The organism is Anaerofustis sp. (assembly GCF_019420015.1).
In the GTDB taxonomy this organism is placed as follows: Bacteria; Bacillota; Clostridia; order Eubacteriales; family Anaerofustaceae; genus Anaerofustis.
In genome coordinates, this window is sequence record NZ_JAHZIA010000028.1 from 6,257 (window position 1) to 23,909 (window position 17,653).

Genomic DNA, 17,653 nt, shown 5'->3' on the forward strand with positions numbered 1-17,653 from the left:
TAACAATTTACAATCATTGTTTACGGTAGATATAAACAATATTTACGATAATATAATATTAAATGCAACCCTTCCCTTCAGCGATATAATATTATTTGCATTTTTTATGGATAATATAAATAAAAAATCCGATATAAAAAAATCTTATCTAATAGGTATAAGTGTAAGTTTTATTATTATTACATTAATCTATTTTACAAATATTTTAGTACTAGGACTTCCTCTATTATTAAAAATACCCTTCCCTACTTTCGTAACCGTGGGACTTTCAAGCATAGGAACATATATAACGAGAGTAGAAGTAATAGTAGCATTCAATTTATTTATTACGACTCTCATAAAAATATCCCTATGTACCTTTACTGCTCTTTTAGGGCTTAAGCATCTGATGGAATTGAACGATATAAAAGAAATTGGAGTTATCTACTCGATAATAATATTTTTCGCAACATTATTTATACCTCCTACTACGGATAAATTAATTACAACCATTGGTCACTTTAAATATTTCTTTTTATTTACAGCTTTTATTCTTCCGATAATAATACTTTTAAAAACAAAAATAAATAAAAAAACGGAGCCTTAAATACTCCGTTTACATATTATCACTCAATAGCATCAAAGCGGAAAGAGCAGCTATAGGCGCAGTTTCACACCTTAAGATACGTTTTCCTAGTCCCATGATAATAATATCATTTTCCTTGGCAAAATCCACCTCGGAAGCATCAAAGCCCCCTTCACTACCAATCATAAAAGATATAGTTTTTAAGTTCTGATAACTGTAATCTTTTAAGTTGCCTCCTCCGTTTTCATAAAATAAAATACTCATATCACTCTGTTTCATTTCAGCAACGGCACTTTTATAATCAATCATATCTCTAACTTTCGGAACAATCCCTCGCCCACTTTGTTTACTTGCAGATAAAGAAATTTTATTATATCTCTCAATCTTTTTCTTAAGAGATTTTTTATCGGGTCTGGATATACATCTATTGGTTATAACCGGCACTATCTCATACACCCCAAGTTCCACGGCTTTTTGAACTATCGTTTCGAATTTATCTCCCTTTGCCATAGCCTGATATAAAGTTATTTTTATATCAGCCTCTGTATCATTCATTTTTTTTGATATAATCTTGGCTCTTACAATATCATCACAAATAATAATTTTACAATCATAATCATATCCGTTTTTATCACATATAACAATATCATCTCCGTTTTTCATTCTAAGGGACTTAATTATATGTTTACTGTCTTCCTTATCCAAATAAAACATCTCTTCTTTTTTATCTATACAAAAAAACCTTGGCATAACAATATCTCCATGAATTATATTTATTCATTAAATTTATACTTATATAAGCACGTGTAAATCCTATCATATTTTATAATCTTATTCAAATACAAAACATGCACAAATTTATTTTTATAAAATATACATACACTTTAACCCACATAAAAATTCATAATCAACATAATAAGAAATCCTATTATAAAAGAATACGTTGCATATTTCTCAAAACCATGAGAATGGGTTTCCGGTATCATTTCATCGCTTATCACATATAGCATTGTTCCGCCCGCAAAGGCCAATAAAAAAGGAAGTATATTTCCTGAAATACCGGCAAGGAAATATCCAATAAAAGTACCTATTACTTCAATAACACCGGTTAAAGATGCTATAGCAAAGGTTCTGCTTTTACTTATACCGCTTATCAACATCGGTGATATAATAACCATACCTTCAGGTAAATTCTGTAATGCTATACCTATTACAACAGTTAAAGCATCTCCTATATTGTCAGATCCAAAACTTATTCCCGCAGCCATCCCCTCCGGTAAATTATGAATTGCGATGGCAAGAACAAAAAGCATTACTTTATTTATTGATGCATTACCATGATGTTTTTCCCTATCAACCCCCGTTATTTTATGAAGATGTGGTGTAAGTTTATCCGCAAAATCCAAAAATACAGCCCCCAGAACAACGCCCAAAACACTTATCCATATACCATAATTCCCTCCCATTTCCACAGACGGAAGTATTAATCCCAATATACTCGCGCAAAGCATTATACCTGCCGCAAATCCCAGTATCATATCATTGAATTTATGAGGAATTGTTTTAAACAAAAAGCCTACTAAAGCGCCTACTACAGTAGCCCCACCTATCCCAAAGGCTGTCAAGATTATTAATCTCATATTATCTCCTTTAAATTAAGAAATATTTATATACTATCAATATAATATTATATTAAACCAATTAATTTAATTTTATCATAAGTATAATTATATCTTAGTATATCAATTATATTTGATAATATATAGTTTTAAATAAAAATAATTGATTAAATTTCATTAATATAATATTATATTGAATATAAAAAAACTATAATTGTTATATACCAATACATGAGGATAAAAAATGGAAAATACAAGAAATACAATACAAAAGAAAATAATTTTCAATACTTTAAAAGAAATGAAAGAACATCCCTCTGCACAGGAAGTATATGAAGAAGTTCACGGAAAACATTCAACAATAAGCAGAGCAACAGTATTCAGAGTATTAAATAATTTGGCGGAAGCAGGACATCTTTTTAGAATAAAGATACCGGGCTGTGCAGATTGCTATGATTACAAAACAATAAACCACTATCATATCAAATGCAGTGAATGCAATAAAATAAGCAATATGGATTCTTCTTTTTTTGAAGACCCCATAGTTAAAGCCAGTGAATATACAAACTATAAAATAACAGGCTATACTTTAATATTCGAAGGAATATGTACAGAGTGTCAAAAAAAAGAATAATACCTGTATTAAAACTATATTTAATAACATAAATCAAAGTAATAAAAATATAGTTTAAATACCAAAATAATTTATACTATAAAAAAACACCTATAAAAAAGGTGTTTTGGCAAGTTCATAAGCCGAGTTCTGTTTTAATGATCATCTATCTAGACTCATTGTTACCAATAAGTTCAAGCGACCTACCACGAACCGGTGACGGGCAGCCACCCGACATAAAAGTCAAGTTCTTTCTTGGTCTTGCTCCCGATGGGGTTTACACGTCCAGACAGTTACCTGCCTGCCTGTGAGCTCTTACCTCACCCTTTCACCCTTACCTCTAAAAGGCGGTTTCCTTTCTGTTGCACTTTCCTTTAGGTTACCCTAACCGGCCGTTAGCCGGCATCGTTGCCCTATGGAGCTCGGACTTTCCTCTTTTTAAATAAAAAGCGATCAAACGACTTGCCGATTTTATTGTATCATCTTTACTCTTTTTTTTCAACAATATTAAATTGTAAGTATACTATCATCAGCTTCAATTACTTTTAATATATTTTCTTCATTCCCATTATATGCATTTATATATATTATAAAAATATCTTTACCTTTTTGCCCTTTTACTTCATAACAAAGTTTCTCTTTATTTGTTTCGGTCGGTATAACAGCCAATTTTACGTTTGTTACATCGAAATTTTTATTTACTTTATTTAATATTTCTTTTTCCTTTAATATGTTTTTATTTACATTTCTATTTTTGTGATTTGTATAGTAATTTGTAGCTTCAAATCCGACTATATTTTTATTTGTCAAACTTATTTTCACTTTTATCAAATCAGGATAAAACGTTATTCCATCATCACTGTAAGCATAATTTATCGTAATTACATTGCCATCCGTTTCATAATAATTTTCTTCCATATTTTCTATGCCCAATTTATGCATATAGTTTTTACCGAGTTTCACAGCCTGTTTAATATTTATTGCTCTGTTGGCATTTTCGTCTGAATCGTAACTACTGTTTATAGTAATAAGCTTTCCTCCATTTTTACTTACATAAGCAAAATACTCAACATCACTTAAATTGTAATTATATACATAACATTCCATGTTCCCGTTCATTTCACCGCTGTATTTTACTTTTGCCTCATTGTTTATAATATTTTCAACTAATTTAGCACCTTCTTGTTTAGTTATTTTATTTTTATCTATTATAACTTTTTCATTAGGATTTATCGAATCAGAAAAAGGACCGTCGAATATAAGTGTAGGATACTCATTTATTTCTTCATTGGTAGCTTTAAAAGTACTGTCTATTTTTGTGTATTTATCAGACATAAATACATTTTCGTTTTCTATCCAATTATACCCTACATTACCATATCTGATTTCACTGTTCATTTCATCTAAATTCTTATATATAATACTGCTTGATTCATAAATTTTATTTATATCTTTTTTATTTTTATCGCTTAAATTTTTATCAGAAGTTATAAGAGAATAATAATAGTTGGTTGTCTTATTTAAAAACTCACTTGCATTTATCACGGCACTGTGATTTATAGGGATATTATTTATATTTTCATTGATTGAAAGATTTAACCCATACAAATTTAATAATTCTTTTTTTATGAATTTATCGTCATTACTGACAGAAATTTTCGAAAGCCTCGAATTCAACTGTTCAAAACTTTCAATAAGAGAGTTTAGACTTTTATCATAATTATTAGTAACAGTATTCTTAAGATTTCCGTTCGCTTTGCTTCCCGTATACGAAAGAACGCCAAGTGTTACCACTGTAACCAACAAAAATCCTATTAAAATATTTTTTTTCATCATATCACCTACTTACAAAATACATGATTTCCTATTGTTCTGATAATAGGTCTGGTTCGTATCCATTTATTCGTTGCCGTCTTTGGATTATAGTAATAAATAGCACCTCCCGAAGGATCCCATCCATTCATTGCATCTTTTGCGGCTTTAACACAGGATGCATTGGGAGCAAGGTTTACCTGACCGTCTGCAACAGCATCAAATGCACCATTCTGATAAACCACACCGCTTACAGTATTCGGGAAAGAAGAAGACTTTACACGATTCAAAATTACAGCCGCAACCGCAACCTGCCCTTCATAAGGTTCTCCTCTTGCTTCACCGTTAACGGCTCTTGCTATTAAATTAATGTCATTTGAATTTAAAGAAGTGGAAGATGACGAAGAAGATGCTAATAAATTCCCCAAGCCCATTTTTTCCAGGGTTCTTTTACCTGCTTTCCCATCTGCGGTAAGCCCGTTTTTTTGCTGAAAATACTTAACGGCTTTTTCTGTAGCCGCTCCGAATTTACCGTCTACACTTCCACTGTAGTATCCCCATCGTTTCAACTTTTGCTGAACAGGCGTAACATGAGATGACGGAGATCCGTAATAAACATAATTTGCTGCATATATATTTGCAAATATACCTCCCAGTGTAAATGCCAAACATAAAATCAAAACAATAACTTTACTTTTATTTTTCATAATATTTCTCCATTTGTTCTTATTCTGCATAATTTTGCAATAAAGAATATAACTCATCTTTATTTTCTGCTATAATTCCCTTTCTAAGTTCACTTACGGTATTTGTATCAAGAAGTTCGATAGGCATCTGAGTCTTTTCCGATAAATAAGATTCCCCTTCCTTATCAAAAGCATATACAGCCACATACTCAGTATCGTCTTCTTTCAATACGGAAATCTTGTAGTACCCCTCAGGATAAGAATCAATTTCTTTCGCCATAATAACAACATCGGAATTAAACTCCTCAATATTCCAACCATCATACTTATTTACAAACTCTTCTTTGTTCAAACCTATTTTATCTGTATCAACCGATAAAGTTTCGGTTCTGCTGCTTTTAGTTTTTAGATAATATCTTTTAAAAGTAATCTTAGTATCGGCGTTTGTTACATTTTTATCAGTATTGTTACCAATTACATTATCGTTAATACTTTTATCATTCACTTTATTAATTCCGGGTACCTGACATGCACACAATAAAATAGATAAACTCAAAATCATAAAACAGGAAAATACAAATGTAAATTTGCGGTTAAAGAATCTATCTTTAAATTTTTTCATAATATCACCTTATTTCATAAACAAAAATTCATTATTGCATATTTTAACCATATACGGATTTTTTATACAAAAAAAGCAAACCTTTAAAAGTTTGCTTTTTTCTTAAAATTATAAAACCTATTCCGCATCATCCGGTAACTCTGCGTTATGATAAACTTCCTGTACGTCATCATTATCTTCAAACATCTCTAACATCTTTTCAAATTTCTTAATCTGCTCTTCATCTTCCAGCTTAGTATAGTTACCCGGTACCATATCTATACTTGCAGACTCAAGCTTAATTCCGTTTTCTTCCAATGCATCACATACTTTAGAAAAAGATTCAGGAGAAGTCGAAATTTCAAAACCATCGTCACTTGTATCAAAATCATCAGCTCCGCTTTCTAAAGCAAGCATCATTAATTCTTCTTCGTCTGTATCTCCGTCATTTGCAACAAGTATTGTTCCCTTTTTTTCAAACATAAAAGATACACAACCGCTTGTTCCGAGATTTCCTCCGTTTTTATCAAAATAATATCTTACGTCTCCGGCAGTTCTGTTTTTATTATCGGTAAGAGCCTCAACAATTACGGCTACTCCCCCAATACCATAACCTTCATAAGTAATTTCTTCGTAAACACTATTGCCTAATTCTCCGGCACCTTTTTTTATTGCCCTTTCTATATTGTCATTTGGCATATTGTTTGATTTAGCTTTTGCTATGGCATCTTTAAGCTTCGCATTTAAATCCGGATCAGAACCTCCTTCTCTTGCAGCTACTGCAATTAACTTAGCCATTTTTGTATATATTTTACCTTTTTGAGCATCTGTTTTTGCTTTTTTATGTTTAATTGTTGACCATTTTGAATGTCCTGACATATTAATCCCTCCATAAATTTTCTGCCATATATTATAGCATAATACAACATTTTATTCAATCCAAAAGAATAATATATATTATATACTCTCAGAGTATATAATCCAAAATAACAATAATCAATAAAATAAACTCTGATATGTTCCATTGATTTTATCTCATTGCTATGTTATATTATATAAAGCTTATATACAAAAATTTGAGGTTAGTATCTATGAAAATTTCAACCAAGGGCAGATATGCTTTAAGATTAATGATAGATTTAGCAAAAAATGATAACGGTAAATATATTACCCTTAAAGAAGTATCCAAAAGACAATATATTTCAATAAAATATCTTGAACAAATAACCACTTCATTGTGTAAAGTAGGATATCTAAATAGTGTAAGAGGTCCCAAAGGAGGTTACAAACTTTCAAAAAAACCCAAAGATTATACTGTCGGAGATATACTTAGAGTAACAGAAGGAAGTTTGGCTCCTATCGCATGTCTTGACGGAGAATACAATACATGTACAAGAATGGATACATGTATAACTCTTCCTTTTTGGAAAGGTCTGTACGAAGTAATAAATAATTACGTTGACAGCACTACATTACAAGATTTGATAAATAATGAAAATAAAAACTTAAATTACATTATATAAGAAAGCGGAAATTTTTTTTCTGCTTTTTTTTATTTTCTCTTGACATTTTATAAATTTATTATTATAGTTATTTCATATTATTCATATAGGAAATATATATTTTAATAAAAAGAAATATTAACAAAAAATATGATAATACTAAAATAAAACAATATATTAAAATTTCCTTTTAGAATAAAATCAACGGATTCTATTTACTTGAAAATATAACTAATGTAAAATTATTGTTAATAAACAATATAATATAAAATAAATACCAATATAATAAAAATATTAATAATAAGGAGGAATTTAAAATGACTGTATACAAACAAATAACACAACTTATCGGTAACACCCCTATCATGGAACTTTCCAATTACGAAAAGGAAAATGAATTAAATACAAAAATATTGGCAAAAATAGAATTTTTCAATCCGGCAGGAAGCGTAAAAGACAGAATCGCAAAAGCAATGATTGAAAAGGCAGAAAAAGAAGGAATATTAAAAAAAGGAAGCACAATAATTGAGCCTACAAGCGGAAATACAGGAATAGGACTTGCAAGTTTGGCAGCCGCAAAAGGATATAAAGCAATTCTAACAATGCCGGAAACAATGAGTATAGAAAGAAGAAAACTCCTAAAAGCATACGGTGCACAAATCGTACTAACAGACGGTAGCAAAGGAATGAAAGGAGCAATAGAGAAAGCACAAGAACTTCAAAAAGAAATAAAAGACAGTTTCATTCCAAGTCAATTTGAAAACACTGAAAATCCTAAAGTACATTATTTGACAACAGGTCCAGAAATTTATAAAGACACAAAGGGAAAAATAGATTTTTTCGTAGCCGGAGTAGGAACCGGAGGAACATTAAGCGGTGTAGGAAAATATCTCAAAGAAAAAAATCCTGATATAAAAATAATAGCCGTAGAGCCTAAATCTTCACCTGTACTTTCAAAAGGCAATCCAGGTCCTCATAAGATTCAAGGAATCGGAGCAGGCTTTATACCAAATACATTAAACACAGATATATACGATGAAATAATACAAATTGAAAACGAAGATGCTTTTATAAGCGCTAGAAATGTGGCAAAAAGCGACGGTATTCTTGTAGGAATATCATCAGGAGCGGCAATCAAAGCTGCCACAATCATTGCTAAACGCCCTGAAAACAAAGAAAAAACAATAGTAACGCTTTTACCAGATACGGGTGAAAGATATCTTTCTACAGAGTTATTTGAAGAATAATATAAAAAGATGTAGCAATTGCTACATCTTTTTATATACCATCAGATATTCTACTTCATTTGTATCACTATCAATACTTTCTTTTTCTATTTCAAAACCACATTTTATATAAAAATTTAAAGCCTTTTTATTTTTCTTAAATACACTTAGAGATAATTTATCATAGTTTTCTTTTGCCTTTTTAATCAATGCCGTACCAATCTTTTTACCTTTATATTCATCCGAAACAAAAATACCTTCAATATATCCCCTTTCATCAATCCCTATAAATCCTTTTATAGAGTCATCCTCTCTAAATACATAAATATCGTAATCAGAAAGTATGCTTTTTACCATATCAAAATTATTTATAAAATAATTCTTATCAATAAAATTATGTGCCCTTAAATTTTCTTCAATCCAAATGTGCATTATATCATCAAGAAACTTGTTTTTATACTTTTCAATCATAATTTATTTACTGCTCTTTCTGTAACGTATATACTCTTTGTCATTATAATCATTGCTTATAATATCACGAAGAGATTCCAAATCTTCAATATAATTTTTCTCATCATTGTCTTTAATATGCTCTAAATATTCAAGTACTTCCACGCTCATATTATTATCCCCATACTTGTTAAAATCTTTTTGTAAAGACGCATTGCTTCTATATGCCCCTAATTTAAGTTGAAAACTCATAGAGTTCATTGTACCCTTCAAATCTTCACTTATACCTAAATAGACTTTATCTGAGCCTTCAAATGCAATTTTATAAACTCCCATATCGGGCTTAAGCTCTTTATATTCTTTTTTTAATTTCTTTTTATCCATAAATATATAACCTCCCTAATCTTTCCATTTGTTTGCTTATATTAAAAAGCAATCACAAAATTTATATTCAATCAGTCCGTTTTTTTATAATACTAAAACTTAACATATGCCTTAATTGCATCGTGCATAAATTTAGCAGTTCCATCCCCTGCTTTATCAATATTTCTTTTAAAACGTTCATCATTCAAATACATATCTGCCAATCCCGATAAAATCTCATCAGAACAAGGATAAAAATTTTTCGTAATAAAATCCTGCCACAATTTAACTATATTTCTCACTTTCATACTATTTATATCCTCGTTTTTATTTTCATAGAACATACTAAATATTCTCTGCTGGGATAGATTTATATGTTCCCAATCCTTTTTATTGTATGATTTTGTTCTTTCTGCACTTATTTTATATGCATCACTGTCTCCCCACCTTTGTATAACTTCATCTTTATACTTATCTTTCTGCATTTCAAAACTCTGCGTATTTACTTTTATTTTTTCCATATCGATACTTTCTCCTTTAACAATAGACTCAATCATTTCTATAAGGCAATCTAGCCGCTCTCTTTTAAACATTAACAGAGACTTATGCTTATTTAAAATAACTGCCTTCTCATTTCTAGTTCTGTTTAAAATGGTTTTAATTTCATTCAGAGGTATCATTAATTCTTTAAAAAATATAATTTCTTGAAGCAACTCAATTTGCTCATTATCATAATACCTATATCCCTCCTGACTTACGTGACCAGGTTTAAGCAAATCAATCTCATCATAATAATGAAGAGTACGTACACTAATATCAAATAATTTTGAAACTTCTCCAACTGTTAACCTCATCTATCTCCCTCCAATATTAAAATACACTATAACACAACGTAAGAGTCAATATATTTACTAAAAATATTTATAAAATTTATATACAATTTTGAAATACAATTAAAAGATAGTTTTACAAATACAAAAAAACAGACAAGCATAACAAATTATACTCATCCGAAAAAACTAATTCCTTTTTTCAATATAATTAATAATTCAATAATCATTATATATAATCTTAAGGCGTAATTTCCCTAATAAAAATACATAAAATTTATAAAAACCTTGAATTTATAATTGCAAATTCTTAAAGTGACTTATCATATTTTTTTATAAAACCATGTCCCAGTGCATATGGACCCGTATGAACTCCTGTAGTAGCCCCTATTTGAACCATTTTAACATCATCCCCAGAAATATCGGAATACTCACTTAAAGATTTTATTAACTTTTCTCTGTATTCTTCTCCCTCTTCTTTACTATAACCATACCCTACACAAAATGCATAGTCATTAGGATCTTCCAAATTATCCTCAAAGTACTTTTTTGTTAGAGTCATAAGTTGAGAAACTGATTTTTTTCTGCTTCTCGCAACACCAGCAGGAAATATATCACCGTCTTTTAGTTCTATTAATGGTTTTAACCCCAAAGCTCCTGCTGCAAATCCGGCAACTCTTCCTATTCTTCCACCATGCTTTAAATAATCTACATTACCTACAGTAAAATGAATTCTTCCGAACTTTTTAATCCTTTGCAGATTTTCATATGTCTGTTCAAAGGATACTCCTGCATCTCTCATTTTTACGGCTTCCATTACATATAAAGCCTGAGTTGCCGTTAATACAGTAGAATCAATTACTTTTATTTGTACATTTTCAAATTTTTCCTCCAAATATGTCTTTGCCATCTTTGCACTGTTATAAGAACCGCTGATTTTCAAATCTATACAAATGCAAATTATAGGAATATTTTTCTCTACATATGGAGTGAAAACTTCAATATAATCATTTACACTGGGAAGAGATGTTTTAGGAAAAACATCAGGATTATCCACCATTTTTTTGTAAAATTCTTTTACACTTATAATACTGCCTTCCTTTTGAAGTTCCTCTTCACCAAAAGAAATATAAAATGGTATAACCTTTATATTGTTTTCTTCTATATAACTTATTGGCAAATCACAAGCACCGTCACTTATTATTTGAAAATTCATCAATTACCTCCGATAAATATATATTAATTAATCAATTTATTCTTATTAAAATTTAAAACATATAGTATTATAAACATTATTTCTAATAAAAGCAAATAAATAAATTATTAAGATACAATTAAATTTTATATTGCCCGATTGTTTTTATATATACTTTATTGTATTATAATATAACGTCTAAAATACAAATTTAAAACAAATAATAAATTTATTTAAATAATATAAGTAAATTAAAAATATTTTTTGTACCCTTAAAAGAAAAGAGGAAAAAATTGATATATAAAAACAAAAAAATAAATTATACCTGTCTATTCATACTTATTATATATCTACTTATAGTATTCAGTATGACTCTTGTGCCTTATGTAGGCGAATATACATATGAAAAACATTATAATCTGATACCTTTTTTAAGTATTAAAAACTACTTTGAAAGCATACAATATCACGGTCTTTTTTCAGGAGGAAATCCTTCAATGGTGGCGTTTATAAATCTTTTTGGAAATATAGGACTTCTTTTACCTTATGGATTCCTTTTACCGCTTACCTTTCCCGGCAGAGCCAAATTTAAAAACACAGTAAAAAGTGCATTCTTAATTACTATATTTATAGAAATAATTCAGTATTTCTTTCTGGTAAGCAGGGTTGCCGATATAGATGATGTTATATTCAACACATTAAGTGCGATTATAGGATATATACTGTATTTTATACTTTTCCACAAACATTACAAATATTATAAACACAATAAACCTAACGGAAAATATTTCCCATAACAATAAAGATACTTACAATTGCAAGTATCTTTTAAATTAATATATCCTTTAATTTTTTTATAAATTCATTAGGATCAAAAGGCTTACTTAAGTGTTCATTCATTCCACTGTTTAAACTCAACCTTACATCATCTTCAAAAGCATTTGCCGTTATAGCAATAATAGGAATCTTTTTAGAGTCACTCCTGTGAAGCGCTCTTATTTCCTTTGCAGCCTCGTAACCGTTTATGTTAGGCATTTGAATATCCATTAAAATAACATCATAAAAACCCTCTTCTGATTGTTTAAACTTATTTATTGCATCAGCCCCATCATTTGATTGAAAAACATTTGCACCTTTCGCCTTTAATAATTCCATCGTGATTTCCGAATTTATTTCATTGTCTTATACTATCAATATATTTTTATCATATAAAACATTACTGCTGTTATCTTCTACATTAATTGTATTATCTTTATTGTTTTCTTTTATACTTTCAAAAGCTTCAATTAAAGTAGATTCAAACAAGGGTTTGTTTATAACATTATTGGCACCCGCCTTTACTGCTTCATCCTTTATTTCATTAATATCATACGCACTTATTAATACAACAACAACATCTTTTTCACTCGCAATCTTTCTTATCTCTTTTGTAGTCTCAATACCGTCTAAATATGGCATCTTCCAATCAATTAAGCAAATATCATAAGCTTTATTCATAGCAATGGAAGTTTTGAGCATAGATATTGCATCATAACCGTTATCAGTATAATCTGAATTAACTCCTATTTTATTTAAAAGCAGTTTAGCATGTTCACAAGTCTCAATATCATCATCTACAAACAACACATTTAAATGTTCATAGTTATAGTATTTTTTAGGTTTTGAAGATAATTCTTTGCTAAATGGAATATCAATTATAAAATTACTTCCTATATTCTCTTCACTTTCAACCCTTATATTTCCGCCCATAAGTTCCACAAATTTTCTTGATATGGAAAGTCCTAATCCGGTTCCTCCGTATTTGCTGCCTATTCCCGTATTTTCCTGTTCAAAAGCATTAAATATTTTTTCTACATTTTCTTTCTTAATCCCAATTCCCGTGTCCATAACCTCAAAACGCAACATAATCTCTTTATCAATATCAGAAAGTAAAGTAATTCTTACTTTTATTTTCCCATCTTTTGGTGTAAACTTTATAGCATTTGATACTAGATTATTAACAACTTGATTGAGCCTTAAAGAATCACCGTTCAAATATTCAGGAATATCTCCTACCAGCACGGTTTCATAATCTATTCCTTTATTGGAAGCCTGTGAATAAAAAACTGAAGTAAAAAAATCGACAAAAACTCTAAAATTAAATTTTTCATTATTAATTTCGATTTTTCCGCTTTCTATTTTTGACATATCCAATACGTCATTTACAAGAACCAATAAATGCTTTGAAGAAAGAATAATTTTATTCAAACAATCTAGTTCACATTTTTTATCTTCTATATTTTGTATGGCAACAAAAGTCATACCTATTATACCATTTAAAGGAGTTCTTATTTCATGAGACATTCTTGATAAAAATTCACTTTTAGCAACATTGGCTCTCTCCGCTTCTGTGAGAGCATTTTGAAGCTTTTCTCTCATATTTATATTTTCAGTCATATCAGTAAACACCACAATATATACAGGCTCTTTCTTTGATATTTCTACATAATAAATATCAATAAACATTTTTATTTCTTTACCATCTGAAGGTCTGAGGTAATTAGCCGTAACATTCCATGAAATATCCTCCTCGGAATTAATAAAATCAAAATCCACAGATTTGCCTTGATCGTCATACAAGTGTTTTTTCACAAAATGAAGGTCATTCAATATTACAGATGAAGATACTCCGAAAAACTTATCTGCATTATCCGAAACAAAATTTTCAGCCTGATTATTAATATTATTTATTATAAATGCATTATCTATATTCTTTGATATTAAATCGAGCAAATCATTTTTATATTTGATTAATTTATTTTGCTTTAAAAATAATTTCTGATATATAAAAATCGATATTAAAACTATTACAATAAGAGCAACAGACAAAATAACAGTATCTATTTTTTTACTTAATGCAAGATTATAAAATGAATCAAATCTATTGTTTGCGGAATCCATAATTGTAACTATATTTGAACCCCAAACACCATATTTACTCATTAAATTATTTTCAATATAATTTCTGATCTCAACAACACTTCGATTTTCTTGACTTACATATTCTAAAAGAGATTCATGCTCATTTTTTATCTTCTCAAAATTCTCTCTTAATGGCACTACATCATTTTTTTCTCCCAAATATATTTCCGATATTAACATGATTCTTTCATCAATATCATAATATATCTCATCTAATTTGCCTTTAATTCTTTGTATATTTTCTGCACTGTCATCATACATAAGGTTATCAACATTAATTTCCATCTCATAAAGCAAACTTTCACATTCTCCTGCCTTCACTGTAGCAATATAAGAATGATCTGCAAGTGAATTAACATTACTCATTATTTCATCAATATTTTTTATACTAATAACAAAATAAAATAAAAACCACTACAGTTACACCGGCTATATTTTTTAAATATCTATTCTTTTTTACGATATCTTCATTTATCCGTCTTTTCAAAATCTACTCACCTAACCAATTTATCAGTATTATAAATATGTTGTTAAAATATATTATTTAATTTCTTTATTTACTATATATAGTATAAACTTTAAAATCAAAAACCACAAGTCTATTATATGCATTATAAAAAAGAAGCAGCATACGCTGCTTCTTTAATTAAAGAGACTTTTCTTTTATTTCTTTTAAAACTTTATTAATAAAATCATCCACACTCATAGCACCCAAATCTTCACCGTCTTTTCTTGCACGGATAGAAACAACATTATTTTCCATATCTCTATCCCCTGCTATAAGCATATAAGGAACTTTTTCAAGTTGAGCTTCTCTGATTTTATACCCCATTTTTTCACTTCTATCGTCAATTTCGCATCTTATTCCCGATTGTTCAAGTTTGTCTTTTATTCCTTTTACATATTCAAGATTTCTGTCTGTAATAGGTATTAATTTAACCTGAACAGGTGCAAGCCAAAGAGGAAATGCTCCTGCAAAATGTTCTGTCAATATACCTATAAAACGTTCAATAGAACCGAAAATTACTCTGTGTATCATAACAGGTCTATGCTTTTCTCCGTCATGACCTACATAAGTAAGGTCGAATCTTTGAGGCATTTGGAAATCTAACTGTATAGTCCCACATTGCCAAGTTCTTCCAAGACAATCTTCCAAATGGAAGTCCAACTTAGGTCCATAAAACGCCCCGTCACCTTCATTTACCACATAATTCATACCTTTAGCTTCCATCGCTTCTCTTAAAGCTTCGGTAGCCATATTCCATTCTTCATCCGTTCCCATAGAATCATCAGGTCTTGTAGACAATTCAACATGATATTTAAACCCAAACATTCCGTAAACATAATCGATAAAATCAATTACACCTATAACTTCATCTTTGATTTGTTCAGGAAGCATAAATATATGAGCATCATCTTGTGTGAAGGTTCTTACTCTCATCAACCCGTGAAGAGCTCCTGAGAGTTCATGACGATGTACCTGACCAAGTTCACCTATTCTCAAAGGTAAATCCCTGTAAGAATACATTTTTCTTTTATATACAAGCATAGAACCCGGGCAATTCATAGGCTTTATTGCATAATCATTACCGTCAATTTGAGTAAAATACATATTCTCTTGATAATGGTCCCAATGTCCTGATGTGTGCCACAAGTTCTCATTTAAGATTAACGGTGTCTTTATTTCTTGATAACCTCTTTTTCTGTGTTCTTCTCTCCAAAAAGTTTCAAGTTCGTTTCTTATAACCATTCCTTTAGGAAGGAAGAAAGGAAATCCCGGACCTTCTTCACAAATCATGAATAAATCCATATCTTTTCCTATTTTTCTGTGATCCCTTTTTTTTGCTTCTTCAAGCATTTGTAAATATTCTTCAAGCATTTTTGCTTTAGGGAAAGAAATACCATAAATTCTTTGAAGCATTTTATTATCACTGTTACCTCTCCAGTACGCTCCCGTAACAGATAAAAGTTTTATTGCCTTAACAGGCTTTGTAGTGAGCAAATGTGGTCCTGCACAAAGATCTGTAAAGTCACCTTGCTTATAAAAAGAGATTACACTGTCTTCAGATAAGTCTTCTATTAACTCAACTTTATAATCTTCTTTTGCATCAGTTTCAAATTGTATTGCTTCTTTTCTGTCCAAAACAAATTTTTCAACAGACAGATTTTCTTTTACAATTTTTTTCATTTCTGATTCTATCTTTTCAAGGTCTTTTTCCGAAAAATTTATATCAGTATCAAAATCATAATAAAATCCGTTATCTATACTCGGTCCGATTGCAAGTTTAACTTTATCACCATAAAGTCTCTTAACAGCCTGAGCCAAAATATGACTTGTAGTATGCCAAAAAGCTTTTTTACCTTCTAAATCATCAAATTTATAAAATACAATATTAACGTCTTTATCTAAAGTGGTTCTTACATCCACAATATCACTGTCTACTTTGGCGCATAAAGCTTCTCTTTTTAAAGCCGGTGAAATACTTTCAGCTACATCCAGAACACTTACGCCGTTTTCATATTCCCTATGATTTCCATCAGGAAATGTTACTTTTATCATTATTATTTCCTCCTTTTAAAAGGGACATTTAATATCCTTATCTAACAAAAAAGTATATCAAAATATACTGTTAAAGTCAATTAAGGATATAATAAAACACCTTAACAAAGCAAATAAATATTATGTTAATTAATAAATTCTTTTGAGATGTAAAATATATTAAATATAGGTATAAACTACAGGTTTTAGATAATAATATTTTTTAAAAGGAGGTTTTACACGTTTTGGAAAATTCAAAAATAACCAATATATATGCCAGAGAAATTTTGGATTCACGTTCTAATCCGACTATAGAGGTCGAGGTTACACTACAAGGAGGAATAAAAGGAAAAGCCGCAGTTCCTTCCGGTGCTTCAACCGGTGAATTTGAAGCCGTGGAATTAAGAGACAACGATAAAAGCCGATATATGGGAAAAGGCGTATTAAAAGCTGTAGAAAATGTAAACAACAAAATAAATGATAATATCGTAGGTATTAATGTTATAGAACAAAGGAAAATAGACAATATATTATGCCAACTTGACGGAACAGACAACAAAGAAAATCTGGGAGCAAATGCAATACTTGGTGTATCCCTTGCCTGTGCCGATGCCGCTGCAAAAAACTTGGATTTGCCTTTATACAAATATATAGGAAATATGTCCAATGATTGCGACTCTACCTTGCTTCC

General features: G+C 29.8%; 18 protein-coding genes, 1 other RNA gene and 1 pseudogene. 6 read left to right on the forward strand and 14 right to left on the reverse strand.

Annotated features, from left to right (window positions below; translation table 11 throughout):
• Window positions 1-586 (forward strand): GerAB/ArcD/ProY family transporter (locus QZ357_RS05455; protein WP_290772878.1); only part of this gene is annotated, 586 nt, incomplete at its 5' end.
• A 9-nt stretch (window positions 587-595) separates the two neighbouring features.
• On the opposite strand, the gene QZ357_RS05460 is transcribed toward QZ357_RS05455, so the two are convergent.
• Entirely contained in the window at window positions 596-1,315 is a 720-nt protein-coding gene (locus tag QZ357_RS05460; RefSeq protein ID WP_290772880.1) for a 16S rRNA (uracil(1498)-N(3))-methyltransferase, read from the reverse strand.
• Window positions 1,316-1,449: 134 nt separating this feature from the next.
• On the reverse strand, window positions 1,450-2,205 hold the full coding sequence (locus tag QZ357_RS05465) for a ZIP family metal transporter (protein ID WP_290772882.1): 756 nt from the start codon (window positions 2,203-2,205) through the stop codon (window positions 1,450-1,452).
• A 223-nt stretch (window positions 2,206-2,428) separates the two neighbouring features.
• On the opposite strand from QZ357_RS05465, the gene QZ357_RS05470 reads away from it, so the two are divergent.
• The gene (locus QZ357_RS05470; RefSeq protein WP_290772884.1) at window positions 2,429-2,818 is read left to right on the forward strand and encodes a Fur family transcriptional regulator; all 390 of its coding nucleotides are present in this window, start codon (window positions 2,429-2,431) and stop codon (window positions 2,816-2,818) included.
• 102 nt (window positions 2,819-2,920) lie between these two features.
• On the opposite strand, the gene rnpB is transcribed toward QZ357_RS05470, so the two are convergent.
• The 5 genes from rnpB to QZ357_RS05495 form a co-directional block, all read right to left on the reverse strand.
• Window positions 2,921-3,266: RNase P RNA component class A (gene rnpB, locus QZ357_RS05475), an RNA gene on the reverse strand.
• A gap of 38 nt (window positions 3,267-3,304) precedes the next feature.
• Window positions 3,305-4,633, reverse strand: a complete 1,329-nt coding sequence (locus QZ357_RS05480; RefSeq protein ID WP_290772886.1) for a PepSY1/2 domain-containing protein — start codon at window positions 4,631-4,633, stop codon at window positions 3,305-3,307.
• A gap of 5 nt (window positions 4,634-4,638) precedes the next feature.
• Window positions 4,639-5,316: a spore cortex-lytic enzyme gene (sleB, locus tag QZ357_RS05485; protein ID WP_290772887.1), complete on the reverse strand. Its 678-nt coding sequence runs from the start codon at window positions 5,314-5,316 to the stop codon at window positions 4,639-4,641.
• 19 nt (window positions 5,317-5,335) lie between these two features.
• On the reverse strand, window positions 5,336-5,917 hold the full coding sequence (locus tag QZ357_RS05490; protein WP_290772888.1) for a hypothetical protein: 582 nt from the start codon (window positions 5,915-5,917) through the stop codon (window positions 5,336-5,338).
• Window positions 5,918-6,034: 117 nt separating this feature from the next.
• The gene (locus QZ357_RS05495; RefSeq protein WP_290772890.1) at window positions 6,035-6,775 is read right to left on the reverse strand and encodes a YebC/PmpR family DNA-binding transcriptional regulator; all 741 of its coding nucleotides are present in this window, start codon (window positions 6,773-6,775) and stop codon (window positions 6,035-6,037) included.
• A 212-nt stretch (window positions 6,776-6,987) separates the two neighbouring features.
• Here QZ357_RS05495 and QZ357_RS05500 point away from each other — a divergent pair, with 212 nt between their 5' ends.
• Window positions 6,988-7,419 carry an Rrf2 family transcriptional regulator gene (locus tag QZ357_RS05500; protein ID WP_290772892.1) on the forward strand — a complete coding sequence of 144 codons (432 nt, stop codon included), beginning with the start codon at window positions 6,988-6,990 and terminating at the stop codon, window positions 7,417-7,419.
• Between the two features lie 296 nt (window positions 7,420-7,715).
• Window positions 7,716-8,645, forward strand: coding sequence for a cysteine synthase A (cysK, locus tag QZ357_RS05505; protein WP_290772894.1), 930 nt, complete (start codon window positions 7,716-7,718; stop codon window positions 8,643-8,645).
• Between the two features lie 21 nt (window positions 8,646-8,666).
• On the opposite strand, the gene QZ357_RS05510 is transcribed toward cysK, so the two are convergent.
• The 4 genes from QZ357_RS05510 to QZ357_RS05525 form a co-directional block, all read right to left on the reverse strand.
• Entirely contained in the window at window positions 8,667-9,095 is a 429-nt protein-coding gene (locus QZ357_RS05510; RefSeq protein WP_290772897.1) for a GNAT family N-acetyltransferase, read from the reverse strand.
• 3 nt (window positions 9,096-9,098) lie between these two features.
• The gene (locus QZ357_RS05515) at window positions 9,099-9,458 is read right to left on the reverse strand and encodes a GIY-YIG nuclease family protein (protein ID WP_290772899.1); all 360 of its coding nucleotides are present in this window, start codon (window positions 9,456-9,458) and stop codon (window positions 9,099-9,101) included.
• A 92-nt stretch (window positions 9,459-9,550) separates the two neighbouring features.
• On the reverse strand, window positions 9,551-10,291 hold the full coding sequence (locus QZ357_RS05520; RefSeq protein ID WP_290772901.1) for a MerR family transcriptional regulator: 741 nt from the start codon (window positions 10,289-10,291) through the stop codon (window positions 9,551-9,553).
• Window positions 10,292-10,577: 286 nt separating this feature from the next.
• Entirely contained in the window at window positions 10,578-11,483 is a 906-nt protein-coding gene (locus tag QZ357_RS05525; RefSeq protein WP_290772903.1) for a DegV family protein, read from the reverse strand.
• 272 nt (window positions 11,484-11,755) lie between these two features.
• Here QZ357_RS05525 and QZ357_RS05530 point away from each other — a divergent pair, with 272 nt between their 5' ends.
• Entirely contained in the window at window positions 11,756-12,259 is a 504-nt protein-coding gene (locus tag QZ357_RS05530; protein WP_290772905.1) for a VanZ family protein, read from the forward strand.
• A gap of 31 nt (window positions 12,260-12,290) precedes the next feature.
• Here the strand turns inward: QZ357_RS05530 and QZ357_RS05535 are convergent, their stop codons facing one another.
• From QZ357_RS05535 to thrS, 3 genes are all read right to left on the reverse strand, one after another.
• A complete protein-coding gene (locus QZ357_RS05535) occupies window positions 12,291-12,635 on the reverse strand; it encodes a response regulator (protein ID WP_290772929.1) in 345 nt (114 codons plus the stop codon).
• A gap of 9 nt (window positions 12,636-12,644) precedes the next feature.
• A complete protein-coding gene (locus tag QZ357_RS05540; RefSeq protein WP_290772907.1) occupies window positions 12,645-14,789 on the reverse strand; it encodes an ATP-binding protein in 2,145 nt (714 codons plus the stop codon).
• Window positions 14,790-15,069: 280 nt separating this feature from the next.
• Window positions 15,070-16,983 carry a threonine--tRNA ligase gene (thrS, locus tag QZ357_RS05545; RefSeq protein ID WP_290772909.1) on the reverse strand — a complete coding sequence of 638 codons (1,914 nt, stop codon included), beginning with the start codon at window positions 16,981-16,983 and terminating at the stop codon, window positions 15,070-15,072.
• 224 nt (window positions 16,984-17,207) lie between these two features.
• On the opposite strand from thrS, the pseudogene eno reads away from it, so the two are divergent.
• Window positions 17,208-17,653: pseudogene (gene eno, locus QZ357_RS05550) on the forward strand (phosphopyruvate hydratase); the annotation flags it as partial.

Bases quoted from the DNA above. Each gene is read 5' to 3' on its own strand.
- QZ357_RS05495 (WP_290772890.1), bottom strand. From the start codon at position 6,775: ATGTCAGGACATTCAAAATGGTCAACAATTAAACATAAAAAAGCAAAA.
- QZ357_RS05470 (WP_290772884.1), top strand. From the start codon at position 2,429: ATGGAAAATACAAGAAATACAATACAAAAGAAAATAATTTTCAATACT.
- sleB (WP_290772887.1), bottom strand. From the start codon at position 5,316: ATGAAAAATAAAAGTAAAGTTATTGTTTTGATTTTATGTTTGGCATTT.
- cysK (WP_290772894.1), top strand. From the start codon at position 7,716: ATGACTGTATACAAACAAATAACACAACTTATCGGTAACACCCCTATC.
- QZ357_RS05460 (WP_290772880.1), bottom strand. From the start codon at position 1,315: ATGCCAAGGTTTTTTTGTATAGATAAAAAAGAAGAGATGTTTTATTTG.
- QZ357_RS05520 (WP_290772901.1), bottom strand. From the start codon at position 10,291: ATGAGGTTAACAGTTGGAGAAGTTTCAAAATTATTTGATATTAGTGTA.
- QZ357_RS05500 (WP_290772892.1), top strand. From the start codon at position 6,988: ATGAAAATTTCAACCAAGGGCAGATATGCTTTAAGATTAATGATAGAT.
- QZ357_RS05540 (WP_290772907.1), bottom strand. From the start codon at position 14,789: ATGAGTAATGTTAATTCACTTGCAGATCATTCTTATATTGCTACAGTG.
- QZ357_RS05465 (WP_290772882.1), bottom strand. From the start codon at position 2,205: ATGAGATTAATAATCTTGACAGCCTTTGGGATAGGTGGGGCTACTGTA.
- QZ357_RS05510 (WP_290772897.1), bottom strand. From the start codon at position 9,095: ATGATTGAAAAGTATAAAAACAAGTTTCTTGATGATATAATGCACATT.
- QZ357_RS05515 (WP_290772899.1), bottom strand. From the start codon at position 9,458: ATGGATAAAAAGAAATTAAAAAAAGAATATAAAGAGCTTAAGCCCGAT.
- QZ357_RS05490 (WP_290772888.1), bottom strand. From the start codon at position 5,917: ATGAAAAAATTTAAAGATAGATTCTTTAACCGCAAATTTACATTTGTA.
- QZ357_RS05480 (WP_290772886.1), bottom strand. From the start codon at position 4,633: ATGATGAAAAAAAATATTTTAATAGGATTTTTGTTGGTTACAGTGGTA.
- thrS (WP_290772909.1), bottom strand. From the start codon at position 16,983: ATGATAAAAGTAACATTTCCTGATGGAAATCATAGGGAATATGAAAAC.
- QZ357_RS05525 (WP_290772903.1), bottom strand. From the start codon at position 11,483: ATGAATTTTCAAATAATAAGTGACGGTGCTTGTGATTTGCCAATAAGT.